The organism is Sinorhizobium terangae, assembly GCF_009601505.1.
GTDB lineage: Bacteria > Pseudomonadota > Alphaproteobacteria > Rhizobiales > Rhizobiaceae > Sinorhizobium > Sinorhizobium terangae.
Genome location: NZ_WITC01000126.1, coordinates 91,649 through 109,529, shown reverse-complemented (window position 1 = coordinate 109,529; position 17,881 = coordinate 91,649). Strand labels below are relative to the sequence as shown.

The following is a 17,881-nucleotide window of genomic DNA, read 5'->3' as shown; positions in this document are numbered from 1 at the left end:
TGGCCAGACCGCGAACTGGCGTGACTGACGAAGTTTGCGCTGGTACCGTCACTGTAATAGCCTGCCGCATCAAAGGCGAAAGTGTCCTCGTTCGGGTCGAAATCCAAGATGACCGTGTAGCCCGGGTCCGGCCAGCCCGCTGGGTCGCGGACCGGATTGTGGGATTGGAACACAAAGGTGTCTTGGCCGTCGCCGCCGGTCAGCTGATCTCTGCCGTCACTGGCGAAGAGGACGTCGTCGCCGGGACCGCCGTAAAGCTTGTCATTGTCCTGACCGGCCACGGGCGGTCTGTCGCGGCCATTGTCTCCGTAAAGATAGTCGTTACCTGCTTCGCCGAAGACATGGTCATTGCCCTCGCCACCAAAGACTCGGTCATTGCCTTCGCCCGCCGAGACGGAGTCATTACCGCGAGCACCGTCAATCCAGTCATTGCCGGAGGGCTCGAGGAGCACATCGTCATCATCGCTGCCGAGGAGGCTGTTGTCACTTGGACCACCACGGATTAGCATTGCAGATCCTCCTTATGATTTAACGCCTCAACACCACCTCCTTTACTCCTTATCAGACCATTGGAGTAATCGATTGATTTTATGGGCATCGACATTTCGGATGCATCCGGTGCGCTTGACTTCACAGTTTCGAATTTTCGGACCAACGCGGCGCCGACACGGGATCATGCATGCGTTGCCGCGAGCCGGCGGGACAGCCGTAGCGCCGCGGGCAGCCCCAGCTCCTCCGCCCCGCCTCGCGCTTCCTCGGGTGGCCTGGACAGCGCCCACCGCCGCTAGGTCGAGCAAATCAAGGCTGCGTGACCATGGAAACCTCCACCATTTGTCAAGAAAAGCGCGCTCGGTAAGCGATGCTCCTTCAACACTGGACCGGAAAGCATAAAGCGATCTCCCGATCACGGATGGTTTGGCCGACGTCTACACATTGCTGGCTGAGCGGTGGTCGCTGGACCGCTGCGTCGCCTTTTATCGCCGTTGGTGACGGCGACTGCTGTTGATATGCGCACCGGTCCCGGGATTGCTGTCTGGCACCATCGCCGCAACCAGGTTGGCACCGGACCTAAGGGCCCTTCAGGCAGCCGCCGCACGATTCTTCCCTAAGCCGGAGGTTTCGCACGAGTTTCGAATGTTCTGAGCGAGACTAGAGCTGCCATTACCTGGTCGCACGGCCCTCAATTCCAGCGATTCGCCCCCCGAGCAAGGCTCACTTGGCGACCCGCCACCATGACTGAATCTTGTTGCCGCCTTGAAGCGCCGAAATACAGTCGGCACGAGCGGCTTCAGAGGACAACCGACATAAACAACTCACTCATTGCGATCCAGTACAATTTTTAATGATCTGAGGACGTCGGCTGCGTCGATGAGAGCGTCCCTCACTTGTTCCGGAGGCAGATCTCGGGCGCGCTCCGACGATAACCTGAGATCAATAAGAACGTCCCGGGCACTGTGTATTCCTGCGACGCCAGTCTGCCTGCACATGTCGCGGATGGTGTCAATTGAGAGGTCTAATAGGCGGCTTATCTCATAGTGCGTGAGTTTCTCTATCCCGTTTGCTGCCCTGATCAGCTCTGCAATAAAATCCGTCGTTGAGCTCATGGTCCGATCCTGCAGGCTTGTTCTTGAACAAGGACTGTCTGAAAGCAACTTCAGCCCAGGCACATCCTATCGCATCGCGGAAGGCTCCTCCCGCTAAACGCCAGCTGCAGTCTTTTAACATCAAGGACGAGCGGTCAAATTGGCTATCCGCATGGAACGATTCACGTTTGCATAAATTACGCCATGTGTTCAACCGCGTCGACCCGGCCTTACCGGGAAGGTGTTGAGGTATCGGAATATCCGTCATCCGGCAAATGGGCATGAGTACGTCAGAATGAAGACAACAATGGCGATGGCCCGCAGCAGTGGCCAGTCTGCTTTGTCCCTGCAAGGCCTGAATACAGGTGGGAAAGGAAATGCCCGAAGATCCAAGCAATCCTTCGGCGCCTGTCGCAATTGCCCATATGCCTGCGCGAGCATAATAGGGCGCACGACTGCAGCAGACCGGCGCCTTTGAATAGTCAGCGCGGGCGCCACCTGTGACCATACCGGCGTGAGAGGGGCCTACATAGAAGTGTCGGTGACGGCATGTTCCCCGTCCAATTCCATGCCCTTGTTTCGCCACACGCCGCGCGGTGCAATGCCTTCCGAACCTCGTCCCCGAAACCTTTCGATCGTGGCGTCGCCACGATGACTTTCAGCCGCCCAGCTTGACCGCGTTCGACATGCGCTATGTCGGATCTCCGGCGATGTCGGACATGCGACATGGGCGGAATAGAGCTATCCTGTTGTTTCTAGAGTATATTATCCTTTGGCACGGCGCGTGCTTCGAAGTCTGCAAACTCGCAAGCACTTGAGCAGGAGCAAAATGACGATCAAACCGGCCAAACCAAGAAACGACCTCCTGGCGCGAACACGACACGAAACGGACCGCCGAGGTGATCGACGCGACACTAGGGCAGCATCAAGGAAGCAAGCAGAAACTAAGCGGCACTCTTGTGGAGGCTAGTGATGAGGGCTTTCTGTATGGGGCAGATGCATGCCGCTGCTGATTTCGTAGAAGAATGAATCACTATGGAGAACTAGATGACCTCTGTCGGGAAATGCGATTTGCGAAATCCAATCCTCGGTCGGCGATTGCGACTGGGATTCGTCGGCGGAGGAAGAGGCGGACTTGTCGGGCAATGGCACTTCGCTGGGGCGAGGTTGTCGAATCACTAGGAAGTCGTCGCGGGAGCTCTATCATCGGACCCGAAGAACGCACACGCATCGGCAACAGAATGGATGATTGCAATATCCAGCCCAGTATCGCCGGTCGTTGAGGTACGGCCGACCTTCTCGGGATCCTGGCGCCAAATAGCACCCTTGCCGCGAGCGGGAACTGCACTTGTCGCCCACTCCTGAGCATATTCCACGTGTGCCTGCCGGATGGTTCCGATGGCTCCGTTTCGGATCATGTGCTTGGCCTGGCGAACCATCGCGTGATGCGCATATGGGTAAGTCATGACGAGGACGCGGCCCGTCGCTCTTTGAAGCTCCACAAGCTCTCGAGCATCGGAAGCGGTCGTGGTCATGGGTTTGTCGAGTATAACGTCGATACCAGCCTTGAGAAAGGCCGCCGCGATCCGATGGTGCGTCCAGTTTGGCGTGACGATTGCGATTGCTTCTATACCGTCGTTGCGCTCGGCTTCTCCTTTTGCCATTTGGTTCCAGTCACCGTACGAACGGTCGGGTCGCCAGCGTCAGGGCTGAGGTTCACAACTGTGGAGCTCCGAAACCGATGGAAGACACGGCTTATATCAATTTCCATCTCGAGAATGGTGCTCCTGGCATTCTTTGGGTGACGCAGGCAGCGCCGGGCCAATATTGCCGGCTCCGCATTCGTGTGTGGGGCGACATGGGTGGGCTAGATTGGGATCAGGAAAAGCCCGAGGTGTTGCGTTATGTGCCCTTAGGGGAGCAGGAACAGATTTTCCTCCGTGGCCACGGCAATGGAATCCTGCCTGAGGCGGAACGCCTGATACATCTTCCGCGGGGGCACGGCGAAGCGGCTGTGGATACATGGGCAAACCTCTATGCAGAAGCTGGCAATCGCCGCCTGCCGCGCAGGATACGCGCTCCCAAAAGGTTGCGTGGAGCTTTCCGGGGCTGAAGATGGGCTTAAAGGCATGCTGTTCATTGATGCTTGTGCCGACAGCCACGAATCCGGTGGGTCTTGGGTGTCGATAAAGCACTGAATTCGTCTGCAATCCGTGTCATCCGGCGGCCTGTGCAGGGAACTGCGAATGAGTCCAAAGCAAAGCGCCGCCTCGATTTCCCTGCATACCGGTAAACTCGATAAGAGATGGAACTTGTCGCCTCGATTATGATTCGTTTTCTGCAATTCAGACTGATTGTTGTTTTGCCGGGCTTTCGGGCGAACGTCTCCGGAATGATACTGAGGGTCTTGTTTTCCGGAGTTGCAGTCTCAGGCACTTCCGTTCACCAGCATAGGGGGGCGGCTCTCGATGCGTACTTTCAAATCCACCAGTGCCCCCGCAAGTGTAAGCCCCTTCGGCTGCACATCATCAGGCGCGCTGAAAACCGGGTCAAGCACGGGTCGGCAGCACTGGAAATGTCCAGCGGCAGTCCCAATGTCTATCGATGGAGAATGATATGACTCGCTCCGGTCATTACCGGAAAGAACGATTTTCCCGCCAAGAGGCTGTGGGTACCCATCGAAAATGGTGAAGGCTGTTAGACCAGGCCGTAGTGCTTCTTCATCTACGAATAGCCAATGCGACTCGTCAAAGCGGACCATTTGAGTAACCTCACAGCCGAGCAAGTCACTGATCGGCTTAATGCTGACAGCGCCGACAAGCTGAACAACTCGAAAGAGTGCGGTTTCCGGATCCAACAGGTAAACCAAATTTTTCATCTTAGTCCTTCCAATGGTGAAGCGGTCTCAAGCCCGTCAAATCCGATCGAGCGGTGATCCGTGCACCTCAGTTGCTGCCTATGCCGCATTCCGCGGGCCAAACAAAATCGATTGTTTGTATGGAATCCATCCGCGCGATGGATGCGTGAGATCCTCGCCGCTCAGCAAGGGCGGACTTGAGCCCACGGTGCTCAGACCGGTGCACCGCGGCTCAGCATGTCCGATTCGTACTGCAATCCGCTATCAATGACCGCGTACTGCATTAACGGCACAGCACCTTGAAACGGTCGGCCGGCAAACCATGATCACTGTCGGCGTCAGCCCTTTGCGACAAATTGGCCCTAAACTGCGGCAAGCGGTCCGCTATCTCGCGCGGCCCTCCTGGGCAATTATGTATTTGGTCAAACGCACGGTAACCGCCTTAATCGGCGGAAGCTGTAAAGGGCGAAAGGTGAGCGCTCATGAGACCACGAATAGCCACCGTAAGACTGCCGAATGCTTGGCTTCCGGGAGCCGATTGGGCTGATCGCTACGAAGTCCTCGTCTTGGGCGAACGGATGACAGCGACTGAGGCGGCACGGCGAGCGCTTGAGAGCGCACCTTACTGGGCGCGAAGCCTTCTGAGTTTTCGAAACCGGCTCGCGCCTTTGGTCGGTCTGAACGCAACTGCGGACACGAGGCATTCCGATCTGCTCGCCAGCCTTCCCCTAATGCATAGCGACAACCGCCAGATGGTATTCGGCTATGATGACCGCCACCTGCTTTTTCGCCTGGTCGTGGATGTCGGTGAAGGGCCGGCTGATGGCCAGATCGTCGGCGTGACCACCCTTGTGCGCCGCAGGAGTCTCATGGGCTGGCTCTATCTTGCCGCCGCCATTCCATTTCATAAGGTAATTATCCCGTCCTTGCTGACGGCGGTTGAACGACCCTGCTACACCGCATCACGAAGAAGGTGAATGCTCGGCGACAGAGGAATATCGCCCAGCTGGAAAACGACGCGCGATCGAAGAAGGTCTTGAAGACCCTCTCCCATTGCTCAGCCAACCCGAAGCGGCTCACCCGCAGTCGCATTTGCCACGCGGAGACGCGTCGCCCGCCGCTCGGCAGGAGCATCATGAAAGACTCTTTTCATTCTGCGTCGTGTAAATGCTCAGCAGGATCCAAAGAGCCGAACCGGATTCAATTCGTCCACACGACTCTCGCGAATTTGCGATAACAAGCTGCCGCAAAGCGGTGTAGTGGCGGCGCAAAGCAATGCCGAACGTCGTCGGCCACGCGCCACGTCGCCACAGCGTATTAAGCACTATCATGGGATCGCTTCACGGCGTTCACCACATAGTCAGCCTCCAGGTCGTGCCGCCCAGTGCACCGTTGTCAGCGTTGAGGCCATATGTCCCAGCTCCAGGGGCTCGGCCCGAGCGCGCTCAAGAAGATCTCCGGCAGGCTTCGAGCGCAGTACCTGAGTAATCGAAATTCCTACTCGTCGTTTTTATTCATCGCATCGATAGATGCAATGCAAACAAACGATTTTACGGACGTGGTATAGCTGTACTAAAGAACGGTCCAATAAAGTTGGAGCCACGGCGGCCACTGGTAATTCACTCGTTTTGCCTTTCAGGCGAAGCGACTGTGCTCCGCGACCGAAAGGGAAAAACTATGTCTGATGCAAAACTGCAAAGCGTACTTTCGTCTCTTTCGCAAGTGCACAGACAGCTGAATTCTCTTCCGTCCAATGCGGCAGCAGATGACGAGTGTATCAAACTAAACACAAATGAGAATCCATTCGCATTGCCGGCGCCGGTACTGGAGAGCGCTGTTGCCGCTCTCGAACGGCAGTATCTTTATCCAGAGGATGACAACGTCAGCTTGAGGGACGCAGCAGCGGCGTCCTATAACCTTTCCAGGGATCAGGTGATCGCCGGTAACGGATCGTCCGAACTCCTTTCGCTCATATATAAAGCATTCCTTGACCCGGGTGACACTCTCGCAATGTTGTCCCCTGGTTTTGCATACAACCACAAGCTCGCACTCTTACAAGGTGCTCGATTGCTTGAAATCAGATGGGGCGAAACTTGCTTGTTGCCGATACGCAAACTGCTTTTCGGTCCTGCAAAGGAGGCCAAGTTCATTCTGCTGGCCAATCCCAACAACCCGACCGGAACGTTTGTGCCAATTGCGGATATTGAAAGCCTCGTAGCACAATCTGACCGGTTGATCGTGGTAGATGAAGCCTATGTGGACTTTGCGCCTGACAGTGCTCTGCGTCTCGTTGACCGCTATCCGAACCTCCTGCTCTTAAGAACATTTTCGAAGAGCTATGCCGCGGCCGGCATTCGCATTGGCTTCGGCCTCGGTCATCCTGAGGTTATAGGCAGGCTGCGCAACATCCAGAACATGTTCAACATGAATGTGATCGGTCATGCGGTTGGCGTCAGTATCCTTGCCCACCAGACCGCCTACGCTGAAAACCACAGACACATTCAGTATGAGAGAGTGCGTGTGAATTTCGCGCTGTCGCAACTTGGGTTCTCTGTAACGCCCTCGCATACGAATTTCTTGCTGGTCCGTGTGCCGGCAGGACGAGACGGCGCCTGGTGGCAAACCTGCTTGAAACGCAAAAAGATACTGGTGGCCGTCCTTCCTGATGAGGGTCTCGAAGACTGCATTCGCGTCAGCATCGGGACAAAACCACAAATGGATGCGTTTCTAGCAGCTGTCGAGGACATTTTGGGATCTGAGACGTCTCAAAGATCGGCAGTATAGCAGCTTCAGGTTCTACTCTTTTGCGCCTGCGAATGGACCATGGGAACAGGACAGAGAGCGACGACTGCAAGAATGATCTCCTAACAGTGGTGGCCAGCCTAAACACCCCCGTAGGGAACACTGAGCTGCAAAGGCGCTTGCACGTAACGTAGGGGCACGGCGCGTCCCTCGATTCTCAACAACCTGGACAAGGCCGCTGGGCCAAAGCGGTTTGGTCCGCGGAACACTAAAGAGCTTTTGAGCAATAGCCGAGCGTGGAAAGGAGGTGCCCGTAATGTCGTCAGCTTCAACGATCCGGCTTCCGCCGGCGGCCAACGGCAGACATAGCGTGACTAGTGATGCTCAGCCGAGAAATGCCCCCAGTCCGACTTCGCTTGGATCAAGTTCCGGGGCTCCCGGGACAAAGTCGGAGACGGTAGAATGAGAAAAGCCCTTCCTTCAAAACTAGCTTTCGGCATATTCGACCATTTGGACGAGGATGGTAGCGCCATTGCACGGCAATACGCAGACCGCCTCAGCCTAGCGGAAGCGTGTGATCGGCTCGGCTTTTATGCTTACCACCTAGCGGAGCACCATTGTTCGCCGCATGGGAGAGGCCCTTCGCCGAATCTGTTCTTGTCGAGCGTCGCGCAGCGCACCTGCCAACTTCGTCTTGGTCCCCTTGTCATGCTGCTTAGCCTTTGTCATCCGCTGCGTGCGTTTGAGGAGATCTGCATGCTTGACCATTTGAGCGGCGGCAGGGCCGAGTTAGGCATAGGGCGCGGCTCTCTTCCGGTCGAGCTAAATTACTTCGGAGTTGATGCGGACGCGGTGCAAGGACGTTATCTCGAAGCCAGTGAAATCCTAATGGAGGCGATGACAGGCGGCACTCTTTCCTACAGTGGCCACCATTTTGAGCTAAACGATGTCCCTTTGACCTTGGGCCCTCATCAACGTCCGCACCCGCCGATCTGGGTCGCCACCAGCCGATCCGAGTCCGCGCGCTGGGCCGCTGCAAACGGCGCAAATATCGCGTGTGTGGGACCCGCTTCGATTGTTCGCAAGATTACTGACGCTTTCCACTCCGAGGAAGGACACAACACTGACGCGAACAACCAAGCGTCATTTCTCGGCATGCTTCGCATGATTGTGGTCGGGCAGTCTGCAACTCATGCCTACTCGCTTGCTGCTCCTGCATATGAACGATGGCTTAAAAGTTTCAAATTCCTGTACGACCTCAACGCGATTCCAGTTCCACCAAATCTGCCCCTGACCTTCGATGCAGCAATCGAAAGTGAATTGTGTGTGGTTGGAACGGCGGCTTTTGTGCGACGAGCTCTGCTTGATCAACTGGAAGAGGCGGGCGCCAACTATCTCCTTTGTCAGGTCGCCTTCGGGGATTTGCCCTTGGATGCTTCGCTCTACACCGCAATGACCATTCAATCTGAATTAATGGTTGGCTGACTGCCATGGTGCCCGACGAAGTCAGGTATGTGAAGAAGTGACTTCTTCGCTGCCAGCTCGTGCCGTAGCCGTGAGCGAGATCGAAACCAGTAACCGCAACTCTCGCATCCGCGTCGGCGCTAAGGTCCATGGCAAGATTGCATCCTTCGGCCGGCTCGGTGGCGAACATGTTGGCGAGGCGGATTTCCTGATCCTCGGTCAGACGAAGATCCGCAGCTCGCAACGAGGAGACCCCCGGCAAGCAGTGCCGAAGCATGGCGCGTAGCCGGACCGCATAGAAGGTGGCGTGCCGGCTGATCCACGACGACAGGAGTTCGTCAGGATAGGGGCGGTAAATCAGTGGCAACCACCGCCGAATCGCGTTCTCCATTACGCGAATGTCGCCTCGGCATCGAACTCCGGCTCCCAGCTCTCATCCATCTCGTCGGTGATGCGTCGCGGCCGCCCTCGACGGCTCCCTCTCTGTCGGTCTGATCGGCAGGATGCTAAAGTAGCCATATTGATCGGAGAGGCCGCTGTAGAGTTTCGTGCCCGGCTCGCTGCCGTAATGCAGATTGATGTCGCCGTGTCGGGCCCAGACTCCGCTTTATGGGAAAATGACAGCCGCGATGGCTTCTTCGGTTCCGACCGTCATCCGCAGCGTGGTGGGAAGACCATAGCCTGCCACGCCCGCAGAATGTAACCGCGCGCAGTAAGATGATCCTCAACTGCTTGCGGACGGGCGGCTTGATCGTAAGCGCGTAGGCTAACCGCTTACGCTTGATCCTGTCCGGCTGACGATCCCGTTAGAAACCCCGTCTCTCTCCTGCTCTCGATTGTCAATGTTCGTGAGGGGATGCAGAGTGTACCTGTTCGCCAAGGGTCGGAAATGGTGTGATCGACCAATTGATTAAGTCGACGGCACGCCGAAGTATCGCCTCGGTCTGAGCAAGGTTGGGTGAAGAGGCGATGACATGTCCGATCAAATCTCGATAATCGCCTTGCCTGATGATCGGCGTCTTGGGTTCAAAATACAATTTGACCTCGGCGACACCTGATACGGCAGCCGCCTGCCTGTCGCCATCGATCCAATCGAGGGTGCCATCGCGATCAGGAAGTAGGAACCGCGCGGCTGCAGTATGCGAATGCCTTCTGCGCAAATTCTGTTCGTCGCCGATGACAAGCTTGATGTGCTCGGTGATGAGATCGACACCATAAGCTAGGTGAACCAATTGAGGGCAGGTCCCGCTCGCAAGACGCGGATTGACTTCAATGACGACTGGGCCACGCTTCGTCCACCGGAATTCAATGCACGCTGGCCCCCAGCCAAGGCCGAGAGCTTGCAAACAGCTCAGCGAAACGTCGGCGATACGCTCGTGCTCGTCATCGGTCAGCGGGGCGGGATAGGTGAATTCACGAAAGACGAAATGCGGTCCAGGACCTGAGTCACCGGCTTCAATCCCAATGACCTCATTTCCCATTATGTGAGCGGCAAACTCGGGGCCTTGCGCGAATTCTTCAACTAGGATCCTCGGCGAAGATCGCCATATGTGCTTGCCGCCCAACAGATAGGCCGCATGTTCGGCCACCTCATCGAGGTTGCGGCACAATCGGACACCCATGCCGCCGCGGCCGACAGTTGGCTTAACAATCACCGGCAGGCCGATTTCCGCAGCCGAGCTTCCTACGTCCGTCGCATTCGCTGCCAAGCGATAAGCAGGTATTGGAACGCCGGCCTTCGCGAGGAGCTGACGTTGAGCGAATTTGTCGCAGCATCGTTCAATCGATTCGGGGTTCGGTCCCGGCAGGTTGAAATGCCGGCAGAGCTTGCCAGCTGTCGCATAGACCGTCTCCTCGGCGCTCGTAATGCCGCCGATGTCATAGGTCGCGCGTAGCCGGGAACATTCGCGGATCAGCGCATCGAGATTGTCTGTGTCAACCCGGATTGCCTCAATGCCTTCCGCCGCAAGATAGTCGTACTGAGTTGGATCAGCCGACAGGGTAATTGGACAGAGACCAAGACGCTGGGCAGCGTTCACGTATTGCAGACCAATACGCCGGTGGCCTCCAACCAGGATTAACGCTCTTCTTGCCATCGGTGTTGACCTCCGTTGTGTGTAAGGCGTCGCTCCGAGCGCATCGGCATCAGCTTTTCAGCCGTGCCTGACCTCAGGCTTTGCAGTCAACGTACCATTGTCACCGATTTGCGGTCGTGAAGATTCTGTTAACTTATTTGAAGGCTTGGTTAGCCAGTTGGAACGACGATTTGCCGTAGTTTTTTGTAAGTGTGGTGCCGCATAGGCACCGCCTGTTGATCACGCGGAATGGGATGGGGGGCTCCGACTGTCAGAGCGTAGAACAGACCAACGCGGATCTTGCCATGCTGGCCGAATAGGAAGATCCTGGTGATGGACAGTCTGGCGGTGTTTCCTTCAATCGGGTCAACCACTACGCCGCCTTCTACGGGCAGCTTGCCTTACCTCACCGGAACGGGCCTGGACTCCGAACGGGTTACCGCTGCGCCGCTCATCGGAAACCTAAAGAAGTAGTGCAGTAGTCCGAACGAGCAAGAACATCTCTTATGCCATGCAGAATTACGACGCATTCGCCCGGTCTTCTCTGAGATCCGCGTCTGCGCTGAGGTCTATGAGCAAGAATGCATGCGATCTCATCTTGCTTCCCGGCTGCCCCTATGACGGGCGCCGCGATACGGCTCCCGCCCAACGAGCACCTTCATGGTGCCCGGCATGCCGTACACGAATCCTTCGAAATGTCTGTTCACATTGAAACCAGCTCGATCAGCCCAGTTTTGGTGCCTCTCAGACAGTAATGCCGTCCTGATTCCACCGGCATAGGCTCTCGTAAAGGATGGAAAGCAATGGCCCAATGGCTTTTCGGATCTCTCGACGTGACGAGGAATTCGCCAAAAAAGGCCTCGAAGTATGACGCCATTCCGTGGCAGAGGCCGGAACTGTGGGCTATGATTCGATGCTCTACGGCATCTAATGCGTTTGGATCGAGATAGTCATATTGTCTGAAAAGAACAGTTGCCGAAATACACTCGGGATCGTGCAACATTTTGTTGACGGCAAAATATGAACGTTCGGCAAGCAAGTTTAAGCTCGATAGGTCGAAACCACATTGGGTAGAGACTGAGTTTTTTTCGTAGGCTTGTCTATCGGTGCAAAGAAAGCCTAATTGCTGAATGCGCGCCGGCATGACAATTGTACTAGGACCAGCAAGAGTGCGAATGTCTTCAGCAATAACTTCGTATCCCTCACCAACGACTCCACAGTCCAATGTTTCTGTGAATATAACATCAGGTGCCGAAGGCAGATCGCCATCTAAGATTGCTTGCCTCGATGATTTTGCAATAACAACAATCCGTTCGTGTAGATTGTTTGCCCGAATGACCTCGCATGCCACGTCAGCAAGGCGCTCATCCACCTCGCATGTGAATACTTTGCTTGCGCCATATTTTGCGAAAAGCATCGCTGGAAGTCCAGCCCCTGTGCCGATTTCAACAACAGTCTTGCCGACGACATTACATGACGCAATCGCCGCCTCTATTGCTGCATTTCGCCCGGAATCGCGTAGCATGGTGAAATGCCATCTTGGAATTTCACAACCGGCGTGAGCGCGCACAGATTTCTCGGTCATATTAGTCCTCCGAAGGAGTAGATGATTGGCGGCAGAGATCTCGCGGGCCGAACAAACAACGATGTTCGATGGCAGGCAAATTCGTGTCTCGACACTGGCCAGTTCTGAAGCGGCGTGCTGCACGTTCACACCAACCGTTGTGTGCCATCTCCGATCCGTCGCCTCCTTCGCCCTCTCTGGTGATCGGCAACCCGTATCGAGTTGAAGACCGCGAAGGCTTCGACGAACCCTGCGGGCTCCCCAGTTACGAAAGTAAGCGTCCGTCTGCTGGGGTAACGCAGGTTCCGCCATATTTCCCGACACTTAGTTTAGCGGCTACTGGAACCCCATGGGGTCTCGACGAGCTCGGCAAATTCCGCTTCAACGTCACGTATGTGGATGTCGTGAATCGACAGCCAATCCTGATCGAAGATTGCGTCAAGGTATTTTGTGCCGCTGTCGCAGGCTAGGGTAACGATCCGTGAGCCAACCGGCGCTTCACGGGCTACGCTGAGAGCCTCGTAAATCGCGCCGCCAGTCGAACCGCCCACCAACAAACCGTGCCGGCGCGCCAAGTAGTGGCAGGTCGAAAAAGCCTTTTCATCGCTCACTTTCCGACCCCAATCGATCACGTCGTAATCAATCACCATGCCTACGTTGGCGCCTTCAGGCGTTCCGGTACCCGATTGGCGGTAGCACCCGCCCTGACCGCCGAAGATAACACTTCCGACAGGTTCGACACCAATCACTTGGACCTCTGGGATATGCAGCTTCAGTTCACGCGCGGTCCCGCAAAGTGATCCCCCCGTACCGATGGCCGACACAAAATGCGTAATTGTCGGCCCAAGATCATCTAGCAATTCAGCCGCCAACCCAATGTAGCCGGCGGCGTTTGCAGGATTATTGTGTTGTTCGGTCCAGCAGGCACCCTCTTCTGTGGCCATTCGCATGGCTTCCTCGTCACGCTCGTCTGTTGCTAGCGTGCCATCGCCACTACCAACGAGGCGGACGGTGCTGCCAAATGCACGAACCGTAAGGATCTTGTCGGGACTTGCATGGGAATCCATGAGAGCAGTGAACTCTAGTCTGCGCACGGCAGAGATCATGGCCAACGCACCGGCCGTATTCCCCGACGAGGATTCGACCATGCGAACGGCGCCCTCATTTTGCGAAGCAGGTAGCCTGTCGACCATGCTCAACGCCATCCGATCCTTCATCGAGCCAGTAGGATTGAACATTTCTAGCTTGATATAGAGGTCGACCTCCCCACTGCGTAAAGGAATGTGGAGCATGGGCGTCTGTCCGATCGTTTCAAGGATGCTATTGACGATCATAGAGCAATTCCTTTGAAGGAGTTTCGTCGGCTAGAATCTTCCATCCACACGGGAGCCGTACGGCGGCCGCCTTTTTGGGTAAGGGAATTTGGTGAAATGAACTCTCGTTAGAATCCATTTGGTAACCGGCGGTGTTGGTGAAGATGACGAGATCACCAGGGGCAACGCCATCCTCGGCCGTTAAGCCGCGCCAACGGATGACGTCTGACTCAAGACAGCTTCGGCCGACGAGAAAATAGCGTGCATTGTGTTGCGGCACCGCCCGCCCTTCTCGGCGCAGGATGGCCGGAGCAGGCACGAAATCGGCGCCAAACCAGGTTTCGGAAAGTGAAAAGGACATACCATCAAGCACCACCCCGAAGCGACCGTCTCCAAAGTCCTTTACGTCGATCACATCGAAGGCGCTGATCCCACACTGGTCTAGAAGCGAGCGACCAGGCTGCAGCAGGATCGGCAGCCGGTGCCGGTGGAGGAAGTCAAGGTCGGATGGGTCAGCTAGAGCGGTCTGGATTACCTCAGCTGCATGATGGACCCCAGCGAGACCCCGAGCATAAGGATAGTTGCCGGGCTTTGCTATGCTGCCCCAATGGACGCCACGATCGTATGCAACCGGATCGAACCTCTCTAGGTAGCGCACAGGATACCCACCACCAATGTCGATTCCGCCGGGCGTGAGACCGTTGGCGCTGATGCGCCGTAGAAATGCGATGCAGAAGCGCATTTGTTCTACTCGCGTCTGAATCTCATAGTCATTGATGTGAAACGATACACCGATCTGCTCCACTTTAGCCTCTTCGAGCAGCGGCAGACACGCTATCAGTTGATCCTCAGTCATTCCAAAGCGAGAGCCGGGTTCGCTGAGGGGACGGCTCCGAAGAAACAAACGAGCGACACCTCCTACAGCGTCGGCAAGTGCGAGAACGCGTTTCAGCTCTTCGATGCAGTCGATATGGATCGCCACCTGATGGCGCAAACACAGATTGATTTCGTAATTGGATTTCGCTGGGCCCGTCATCGACATGCGCGCCGCTGGAACCAGGTTCATGAAGGCCGAAGTCATCTCTTGAGCGGATGAAACGTCAGCGCCAGCGCCAGCCATCGCGAATGCTCGCAGGAGCGAAGCAGACTTGCAGGCCTTCAATGCGAACTGGATCTGACAATCCCAATAGACTTGTTGCAGTTCCTTAAGCCATTGGAGGTAATTTTTGGTGGCTTGGTCCGGACACACTACGTGCAACGGGGACCCGAATCCATCTACCCACGCGGCAAGTTCGGATCGACTGTTGAGCAAATCAAGCGTCCATTCGCTGAGTAGCGGCACCGGTTCGTCAGCAGAGTATTTCTGGAACATTGATCCTTCCTCATCTTAGGTCGTCCAAATCGATTGAGCAGCCTGGCAGAGCGACCTGTAACTTGTGTTTTGTCGTCTTAAACCCCATAAGGTCTCCGGACAGACCGGCCTGGATAACGCGGTCCACATCAACAGGCCCGGGATCGGACCAGTAGGTCGCATGCAAGTTTGGATCATCGTAGGAAAGCAACATGCAGGGAACAGAGGTCAAGCCGAGCTCCCTGGCGCAGAAATGGCGATGATGACCGTCCATGATCACCAAATGGCGGTGTTCAACGAAGAGTGGCCGGGTCCACTGTCCCTTTTCGGCGATCACCTTGGATAGCTCCCTAGCACGTAGAATGTTGATTTCTTCGGTCGGTCTGAGTTGGCTGACGGGTAGTCTTACGATGGTGTAGTTCGAGATGCGCTCTGCGGGGGACAAGGGCCTCTCCTCAGTTAGTGACACGTCTGCGGTACCTAAGCATTTATCGGGCCGAACGAAAAAAGCGTTTTAGAACAACGTTCTGTTGCTCCGACTAGAGATGTCGCATGTCAGACTTTGTCGAACAAAGGACGTTGGGAAGCGCACCTTACCGTGGACGCCGACGAAGGCGGAAACGCCGCTGAACGAACGCGCTGGCAAGCATCGGAAGTGCCTGCGTGTGGCGTGGCCGCGGCCGATTCGCCTACTGCCAGAAGGAGAGAAACGTTGCCTAGTTTTGCCAGGCACGACCGACCGAAGGCCTGGTAACTTCGACGTTCGGCAAGGGTCGGCTTTTTGGCCCTCCGTGGGTTCAGCCGCCGGACTTATCATCATCAAGGGCAAATCGCTTGCGCAGCGGCGCATCCTCGCTGGGCCGAGGTCAGGTGGTAGGTGCTCAGCCGTGTCCCATTGCAGACATTTATGTTCGAACGCGGGTCATATCTGAGGCAACGTATTGGCCGGTCCGGCGCGACAGCGATGGATTTTAGCATCTGCCCAGATAGTCTGGTTCTTTGGCACGCAGATTGCAGGGGCCGACGAAGCCTCCGTCATGACTATGGCGGTCACGAGATTTCCGTGCGAAGGTTCACATGAAACGTGCTCAAACGATCGAAATCAACGAGTTAGAAGCTGGAGCACTTAATGCGTTCCCGGCCATTGAGCCTTTGCTGCGCCCTTCGCGGACGCCGCTCTCACACTTCCGACATCGGCTTATGTTTGTATCGTACGAGGGGGACGGAAGCGAGCTTTGTAACGAGATGCCGCTTTGCGAAAAGCTGGCTGCGGTGGCCCCGCGGTTGGCTGTGGATTGGTTCGTGGCACGAAAAGAGGTGCCGCACGCTTCCGGAACCGTAGACGGAGAGCCGTTCCAGCAGATCGGGTGGGAGGCCGATGGCCCGCCGCTGATGCGGGGCGATCTGGCGGCTGCGGGTGTTGAGACGCTCGCGACGCTGATTCACCAGGAAGGGCAGGTCGCGTGCGACCTCCCAGGTCGGTCCACTGATCCGCAGGCTCGAACACAACGTACTCTACGCCGCACCGGTGCGGATTGGATTGTTTCCCTGCCGCGCAGTATATCAGTTACGCCTTTTGCCAGAGCCGTTGGCCAGAATGAACTCGAGCGGGTTGAAGGTAGCGAAGCGTCTAGCGCGCCTTCGCAGCTGTGCTGGGCTCTCATTATCGTGCCTCGACGAGCCGGCGAGGTACGCTGCAAATCTTTCAGCGACATTGACAGGCTGACTCCGGAGGGAGCAAACCCGCTACGTGCCTGGCTGATCGGGGCGGCGGGACAGAGGCCACACGAGCCCCATCCCTCGAACAATCACAAGCTAATGAACTGGCAAAGGGACAATCATCCGAGGAGTAGCTCATGCGGGTAGCCGTTGTGTGGAATGATGATCGTACGGGCGTTGTCAACAGGTTCGGTCAGTCTAGTCCCGAGGCATACGACCGCGACACGGTCGAATGTGTGGTGGCGGCACTGCAAGAAAGCGGCCACGAGCCTCTTCTATGCGAAGCCGACAAAGGGCTGCTCGCAACACTCGAGCGGTTCATGCCCCCTGATCTTCAAGCCCGCCCCTCGGGGATGGTCTTCAACATGACGTACGGAATTCAGGGCGAGTGCCGCCTTACCCACGTTCCGGCCATGCTGGAGATGGCCGGTGTGCCGTACACCGGATCAAGTCCGCTCGGGCATGCACTGGCACTCGACAAGGTCATCACCAAGAGGCTAATCCGCGATTGCGGCGTGCCGACGCCGAACTTTCAAGTGATGCGTCGCAGCACCGATAGCATCGGCGCGTTGCGATTCCCATTGGTAGTGAAGCCGCGTCATGAATCCAGCAGCTTTGGATTGCAGCTGGTGCATGAGCCCTCTCAGTTGCGAGAGGCCGTGGATTTGGTTGTGGCGCGATATCAGCAGGATGCGCTTGTTGAAGAATACATTGAGGGGCGGGAATTCTGTGTCGCGTTGTTGGGAAACGAAGAACCGGAGGTGCTGCCTTTGTTGGAGCAGGACTTTGGAGATCGCGAAACGCGCCTCGTCACTTGGGAAGCGAAATACATAGAAGCCCAGGAACTGCCCTTGATTTGCCCGGCGCAAATTGAGAGCAAGCTAGCGAAGATAGTGCGGGATATTTCGGTTGCGACCTTTCATGCCTGCGCGTGCCGTGATTACGCCCGTGTTGACCTCCGAGTCGACCGCTTCGGCCAGCCCTTTGTCCTTGAGATTAACTCGATGCCACGACTTGGTACTCACGGCACCTATGTCCTGACCGCAACGACCGCCGGATACAGCTTCTCGAATATGATAAATCGCATACTAGATGTCGCCCACACACGGTACTTTGGGATCGGGATCCCAAAGGACGAAAACGCAAGCCGCTGACGTCAACCCATTGAAGCGCTTGCGGACAGCGCTCCCTCGTCGAAGGGTCGGTTAATTCG

At 56.3% G+C, this 17,881-nt stretch carries 14 protein-coding genes and 3 pseudogenes; 6 read left to right on the top strand and 11 right to left on the bottom strand.

Features of this window, described 5'->3' with window-relative positions:
• The 3 genes and pseudogenes from GHK62_RS30625 to GHK62_RS30610 form a co-directional block, all read right to left on the bottom strand.
• Positions 1 to 509 (bottom strand): annotated as a pseudogene (locus tag GHK62_RS30625) (calcium-binding protein); the annotation flags it as partial.
• A gap of 804 nt (positions 510 to 1,313) precedes the next feature.
• Positions 1,314 to 1,604, bottom strand: coding sequence for a hypothetical protein (locus GHK62_RS30620; RefSeq protein WP_153442700.1), 291 nt, complete (start codon positions 1,602 to 1,604; stop codon positions 1,314 to 1,316).
• A gap of 1,157 nt (positions 1,605 to 2,761) precedes the next feature.
• On the bottom strand, positions 2,762 to 3,247 hold the full coding sequence (locus GHK62_RS30610) for a Gfo/Idh/MocA family protein (protein ID WP_234887108.1): 486 nt from the start codon (positions 3,245 to 3,247) through the stop codon (positions 2,762 to 2,764).
• A 77-nt stretch (positions 3,248 to 3,324) separates the two neighbouring features.
• Here GHK62_RS30610 and GHK62_RS30605 point away from each other — a divergent pair, with 77 nt between their 5' ends.
• Positions 3,325 to 3,696 (top strand): Gfo/Idh/MocA family oxidoreductase, encoded by a 372-nt coding sequence (locus GHK62_RS30605; protein ID WP_234887107.1) that lies wholly within the window; start codon positions 3,325 to 3,327, stop codon positions 3,694 to 3,696.
• A 315-nt stretch (positions 3,697 to 4,011) separates the two neighbouring features.
• On the opposite strand, the gene GHK62_RS30600 is transcribed toward GHK62_RS30605, so the two are convergent.
• Complete coding sequence (locus GHK62_RS30600; protein WP_153442698.1) at positions 4,012 to 4,461, bottom strand: DUF3846 domain-containing protein; 450 nt, start codon at positions 4,459 to 4,461, stop codon at positions 4,012 to 4,014.
• Between the two features lie 461 nt (positions 4,462 to 4,922).
• On the opposite strand from GHK62_RS30600, the gene GHK62_RS30595 reads away from it, so the two are divergent.
• The 4 genes from GHK62_RS30595 to GHK62_RS30580 all read left to right on the top strand — a co-directional run bounded on the left by GHK62_RS30595 (position 4,923) and on the right by GHK62_RS30580 (position 8,932).
• The gene (locus tag GHK62_RS30595; protein WP_153442696.1) at positions 4,923 to 5,417 is read left to right on the top strand and encodes a DUF2867 domain-containing protein; all 495 of its coding nucleotides are present in this window, start codon (positions 4,923 to 4,925) and stop codon (positions 5,415 to 5,417) included.
• Positions 5,418 to 6,117: 700 nt separating this feature from the next.
• The gene (hisC, locus tag GHK62_RS30590) at positions 6,118 to 7,224 is read left to right on the top strand and encodes a histidinol-phosphate transaminase (RefSeq protein WP_153442694.1); all 1,107 of its coding nucleotides are present in this window, start codon (positions 6,118 to 6,120) and stop codon (positions 7,222 to 7,224) included.
• A gap of 420 nt (positions 7,225 to 7,644) precedes the next feature.
• A complete protein-coding gene (locus GHK62_RS30585) occupies positions 7,645 to 8,667 on the top strand; it encodes an LLM class flavin-dependent oxidoreductase (RefSeq protein WP_153442692.1) in 1,023 nt (340 codons plus the stop codon).
• Positions 8,668 to 8,737: 70 nt separating this feature from the next.
• On the top strand, positions 8,738 to 8,932 hold the full coding sequence (locus tag GHK62_RS30580; protein ID WP_153442690.1) for a hypothetical protein: 195 nt from the start codon (positions 8,738 to 8,740) through the stop codon (positions 8,930 to 8,932).
• Here the strand turns inward: GHK62_RS30580 and GHK62_RS35105 are convergent.
• The 7 genes and pseudogenes from GHK62_RS35105 to GHK62_RS30550 all read right to left on the bottom strand — a co-directional run.
• Positions 8,867 to 9,037 (bottom strand): annotated as a pseudogene (locus GHK62_RS35105) (TniQ family protein); the annotation flags it as partial. The gene GHK62_RS30580 and the pseudogene GHK62_RS35105 sit on opposite strands and share 66 nt — an antisense overlap.
• Before the next feature lie 216 nt (positions 9,038 to 9,253).
• Positions 9,254 to 9,372 (bottom strand): annotated as a pseudogene (locus GHK62_RS35100) (histidinol-phosphate transaminase); the annotation flags it as partial.
• Positions 9,373 to 9,485: 113 nt separating this feature from the next.
• Positions 9,486 to 10,742, bottom strand: a complete 1,257-nt coding sequence (locus GHK62_RS30570) for an ATP-grasp domain-containing protein (protein ID WP_153442688.1) — start codon at positions 10,740 to 10,742, stop codon at positions 9,486 to 9,488.
• A 682-nt stretch (positions 10,743 to 11,424) separates the two neighbouring features.
• The gene (locus tag GHK62_RS30565; protein WP_153442686.1) at positions 11,425 to 12,306 is read right to left on the bottom strand and encodes a 50S ribosomal protein L11 methyltransferase; all 882 of its coding nucleotides are present in this window, start codon (positions 12,304 to 12,306) and stop codon (positions 11,425 to 11,427) included.
• Between the two features lie 308 nt (positions 12,307 to 12,614).
• The gene (locus GHK62_RS30560; protein WP_153442684.1) at positions 12,615 to 13,619 is read right to left on the bottom strand and encodes a PLP-dependent cysteine synthase family protein; all 1,005 of its coding nucleotides are present in this window, start codon (positions 13,617 to 13,619) and stop codon (positions 12,615 to 12,617) included.
• A complete protein-coding gene (locus GHK62_RS30555; RefSeq protein ID WP_153442681.1) occupies positions 13,606 to 14,970 on the bottom strand; it encodes a type III PLP-dependent enzyme domain-containing protein in 1,365 nt (454 codons plus the stop codon). The genes GHK62_RS30560 and GHK62_RS30555 overlap by 14 nt, the downstream gene beginning before the upstream one ends.
• Before the next feature lie 10 nt (positions 14,971 to 14,980).
• Positions 14,981 to 15,394 carry a ParB N-terminal domain-containing protein gene (locus tag GHK62_RS30550; RefSeq protein ID WP_153442679.1) on the bottom strand — a complete coding sequence of 138 codons (414 nt, stop codon included), beginning with the start codon at positions 15,392 to 15,394 and terminating at the stop codon, positions 14,981 to 14,983.
• A 1,411-nt stretch (positions 15,395 to 16,805) separates the two neighbouring features.
• Here GHK62_RS30550 and GHK62_RS30545 point away from each other — a divergent pair.
• On the top strand, positions 16,806 to 17,822 hold the full coding sequence (locus tag GHK62_RS30545) for a D-alanine--D-alanine ligase family protein (RefSeq protein ID WP_153442677.1): 1,017 nt from the start codon (positions 16,806 to 16,808) through the stop codon (positions 17,820 to 17,822).
• Positions 17,823 to 17,881 lie beyond the last annotated feature (59 nt).